A 4,125-nucleotide genomic window follows, 5' to 3' on the forward strand; every position below is an offset into this window, starting at 1 on the left:
ATTTTCCCTGCCGGAACCTGCACAGATCACCCTGAATATTTACGACATCACCGGCCGTTTGGTGGAACAACTCATAAATCAAAACACAGCCGCCGGATATCATACTGTCTCCTGGAATGCGTCGCGACACAGTTCGGGAATTTATTTTGCCCGGATGCAGGCGGGGGATTTTATGCAGACAAAGAAGATGGTGTTGATGAAATAGGCATCAGTCGTCAGTCGACAGTTGTCAGTCGGCAGTTGTCAGTTGTCAGTCGACAGTTGTCAGTCGGCAGTTGTCAGTCGGCAGTCGGCAGTTGTCAGTCGACAGTTCTCAAGCCCCAACGCCCGTTAATCCAACCCGCTTTCACGTGTTAATAATAAGGCTTTTAGTCCTTCATTTCCAATGAATAATTACCCACCGCACGTAATGCGGCACGGGGAAATTTTTAACCAAAAAAAGGAGGTCATCATGACACAACTCAGCACCGTTCCGGATGACCTGCTCATTCAGGAATACAAAGCCCGGTTCTACATCAAGCCGGGAGAACAGATCACCAACCCGCTACAGACTCAGCACCACCTGGCGTCTTTCTTTGAAAAGAATGAGAGGGAGCGCTTTGTGGTGGTGTATCTGTCCAGCTGCAACAAGGTAATCAAAACGGAAGTGATATCCGAAGGGACCATCAGCAAAGCCCACATCTATGCCCGGGAACTGTTGAGAAAAACCCTGGATCTGAATGCGGCGGCCATCATTGTCAGTCACAACCATCCCAGCGGCAACCCGGAACCGTCCCGGGAGGATATTGAACTCACCCGCGCACTCAAGGATCTGCTCAAGCTTATGGAAGTGGCCCTTTTGGACCACACCATCATAGCAGGCGACCAGTATATCATCCTGGCAGACCGTGGCTACATCACCTATTAAACCTGGAGGCTTATCATGTGTAAAGACATCAAAACCGTTCTCATGGAGCGGGATTACATGACTCATGAAGAAGCAGAAGACCTTATCACCGAAGCCATGAACGACTTCGCGGAAAGACTGCTTCACGGAGACATCTCATCTGCTTATGATATCTGTATGGATTATTTCGGACTGGAGCCGGATTATCTGGAGGATATGATTGAGGGGATGATCTGACACATAGAAGGTCCGGACCTTTATTACACAGACAACTTAAACAGAAAAAGGGAAACAAGTGATACTACACTTGACAGAAATCCGCCGTTTTGAATTCCCGGACGATGCGCCGATCTACGATGAGGATGCTCTGGCAGAGTGGATTGATTTGATTGGATGATTGATTGATTGGTTCAAGCGCCTGAGGGCGTTCAAATATTCCAGAACCTTCGGTGTTCAATTGCCACTTTGTGGCATTCAAAATAACCTCTGCATCACAGCGTCCTCAGCGGAAGGCCCCAAGCCCGGGGCGACCGGGAATACTTTACAATCAAAGCGGAATCGAATGGGTGGGTGATAGTTTGGATTATAAAATCATAGACTCAACAAACCGGATTATGCTTGAATTTTAACCAAATCCGCCTTACAATTAAAAAGAACAAGTGTATAAAGAAATGATAAATGTCAGGAAATATATCATGAATCGATGGGCGATTCTTCTCTTTTTTCCTCTTTTGTTGGTCACATCCTGCCTGGATGTTGAAAAGGAGTACACCTGGGTATCCATTGATGCGATTCAGTGTATGGGAAATCCCTGGGAGCAGGACTGGCTGGAAAATCATGACGGGAATTATGACCTGTGGCGTGAATTGAGTGAAACAGAAAAGATGAACGTTTTTAAAACATATTATGAAGAACAGGGTGTGACGATTTACGATATGAAACGAACCTGGCCGTATGAAGTGACTTGTGATGCATGTGCATGTCCACGGGGAGACCGGTTTTACTGTTACATCGAGGATTCGGATGTAGACACGATGTTGGAGTGGGGATTTGTTTTGGATTATCCGGAAGAGTAAAAAGGCGTGTAATTGAGGAACAGACCTGTGAAACGTATCATCATATTAACAAGTCTGTTATTACTGTTTGCGATATCCTGTGAAATAAATGAGGATTCTGCCGGAAATTTCTCCATTTATTTGCTGAAAGATGACGGTTTATCCTATTTGGATATTAAAGATATGAATATTGATGACCTGGAACTGAAAGACGATCCGTGGATTTCTTCTGACGACATCAAATTCTACGATTTTTCCACCCACTATATTTATCTGAATAAAAGTAAAAGTCGGTTTATTGATGAACTTGCAGACAGCTGTCAATTATATATGTTCCACTTTTCATCAAAACCTTTTGTTGTGAAAGCCGGTAATCAAAGAATCTATTCCGGCTCATTTTTTAGTGAAGCAAGTTCGATGTCTATGGGTGAAGTTCCTGTTATAATAGATATGATGATTTTTTATTATCCGGATGATATAATATCCATACACTTATCCGAGACGTGATCCCGGGATACGTAATGCATTAATCCAGGACAATAAATATCATGGGGGATTATCGGTGGAGCTGCTTGAGATTCTAATCCTGGAAAACAGTGACATTTCAACGATTCAATATACGTTTAGATTAACCAATACCGATTCCGAAGATTTATATGTATTTGATCCGGATAAGACCGGGAGCTCTGTTTTTCACTATTATACAAATGGTATTGATTTCTGGGATGAATCCACCGGAATGTATCTTTTTTCGTCACAATATAAAGTCAGTGAAAATGCCGAATGGTCAACGGACTGGTACAGCAGGCTTGACAAGGGCAAAACGATGACGCGAACAGTTTCTTTGAAAGGATACCCTCAAATACCGCTAGGAAACTATAAATGTTACTTTTATTACAATACACCCATACGTATTGATAAAGATCATAGAACCATAAATAACTCGCGAATTTGGCTTGGCGGGGTTTGGGATAAGTACGCTTTTAATTACACGGAATAAATGATTAATGAGGTCTTAACCATGAAATATGTGATTAAATCAGGCAGTATTTTATTGTTATCCCTTTTCCTCACAACCTGCGATGACGATTCAAATTCATTGAATTCCGGAATGGACTATGGCGAAAGAATGGATTATGAGATATACAGAATTGTGGTCTCACACACGTTTCCTGATTCGAATGCTGCTTTTGTCCTTCGGGATTCAACGGTTATGTCCTCTCATTTACCTGAAGAGATATTAGATGAGTACTTTACCGGATTGGAAGAAGAGACCGTCGTGAATTATTATGAAAGAGGTTCAGAAAGAATCCCGCTGAAACACATTCCCGGTTTTCCCAATTGTATTTTATCACGTGATTTTGAAGGCGAACAATTTCAATATCCTGATGTTACATTATCAGCCATAGGATATAATGATGAAAAAACACAGGCTTTGGTGGAAACGGGCATTTTATCTGCACCCCTGGTTGGAGCCGGATATTTATATTTTCTTGAGTATGAAGAAGGAACATGGGTTATTAAAAAGCAATTAATGATCTGGATATCTTAAGATAGAAAATGAGTAATTACCATGAAACATCTGTATAAAACAGTCAGTATTCTCCTCCTGTCATCCCTTTTCCTCACAACCTGCGATGACGATCCTGCATCCCCGGGTTATGATGATTTTACCTTAGGAGACACGGTAGTGATCCGGATCGGTGAAACCCTCTATGAAAGTGAGGATGTGTGGGTCCGGCTGGATAGCATCCCGGTGGATACGCGGGTTTATGATGCGAATGATCAAAAGATTTCAGGCACGGCAAAGGTCTGCTTTACGGTAAAGTTTTATAATAACAAGGTAAGTTTCTGTCTGTATAGCGATTCACTCACGGGATATTTCGTTCGAGGGACCGAGATAATGGGTGATACAACAGCCAATTTTTTAATGACGGATGTCCAACCGCATCCCCTGTCAGGCGAACACATTCAAGTCAAAGACTACTCTGTGATATTCACGTTGGAAATGGCACCTATGGTAAGAAAACCCAACATCTACCTCTATCCGAAAGAAAAGTGCCGATTGAGTGTATCACTGGGTTTTCCACAGGGTGGACAGGTTGTCGTTTCCGATCCCGCCTATCCCCAAGCCTGGCAGGATATCACCGTTACGCCTGACGGTCGCATTGAAAACACCTATGA

Annotated in this window: 8 protein-coding genes; all 8 read left to right on the plus strand. The window is 42.9% G+C overall.

Annotated features, from left to right (window positions below; genetic code table 11):
• Window positions 1-205: T9SS type A sorting domain-containing protein (locus J7K63_08685; GenBank protein MCD6235095.1), on the plus strand; the 205-nt coding region annotated here is incomplete at its 5' end.
• Window positions 206-451: 246 nt separating this feature from the next.
• Complete coding sequence (locus tag J7K63_08690) at window positions 452-907, plus strand: hypothetical protein (protein MCD6235096.1); 456 nt, start codon at window positions 452-454, stop codon at window positions 905-907.
• A gap of 15 nt (window positions 908-922) precedes the next feature.
• Window positions 923-1,123, plus strand: coding sequence for a hypothetical protein (locus J7K63_08695; GenBank protein ID MCD6235097.1), 201 nt, complete (start codon window positions 923-925; stop codon window positions 1,121-1,123).
• A 458-nt stretch (window positions 1,124-1,581) separates the two neighbouring features.
• The gene (locus tag J7K63_08700; GenBank protein ID MCD6235098.1) at window positions 1,582-1,962 is read left to right on the plus strand and encodes a hypothetical protein; all 381 of its coding nucleotides are present in this window, start codon (window positions 1,582-1,584) and stop codon (window positions 1,960-1,962) included.
• A gap of 27 nt (window positions 1,963-1,989) precedes the next feature.
• Window positions 1,990-2,448 (plus strand): hypothetical protein, encoded by a 459-nt coding sequence (locus J7K63_08705; GenBank protein ID MCD6235099.1) that lies wholly within the window; start codon window positions 1,990-1,992, stop codon window positions 2,446-2,448.
• 55 nt (window positions 2,449-2,503) lie between these two features.
• Window positions 2,504-2,941 carry a hypothetical protein gene (locus J7K63_08710; GenBank protein ID MCD6235100.1) on the plus strand — a complete coding sequence of 146 codons (438 nt, stop codon included), beginning with the start codon at window positions 2,504-2,506 and terminating at the stop codon, window positions 2,939-2,941.
• Between the two features lie 21 nt (window positions 2,942-2,962).
• The gene (locus tag J7K63_08715; protein ID MCD6235101.1) at window positions 2,963-3,493 is read left to right on the plus strand and encodes a hypothetical protein; all 531 of its coding nucleotides are present in this window, start codon (window positions 2,963-2,965) and stop codon (window positions 3,491-3,493) included.
• Window positions 3,494-3,514: 21 nt separating this feature from the next.
• A partial coding sequence (locus J7K63_08720; protein ID MCD6235102.1) for a hypothetical protein occupies window positions 3,515-4,125 on the plus strand: 611 nt, incomplete at its 3' end.

This window comes from Candidatus Neomarinimicrobiota bacterium, from assembly GCA_021157965.1.
GTDB lineage: Bacteria > Fidelibacterota > Fidelibacteria > Fidelibacterales > Fidelibacteraceae > Fidelibacter.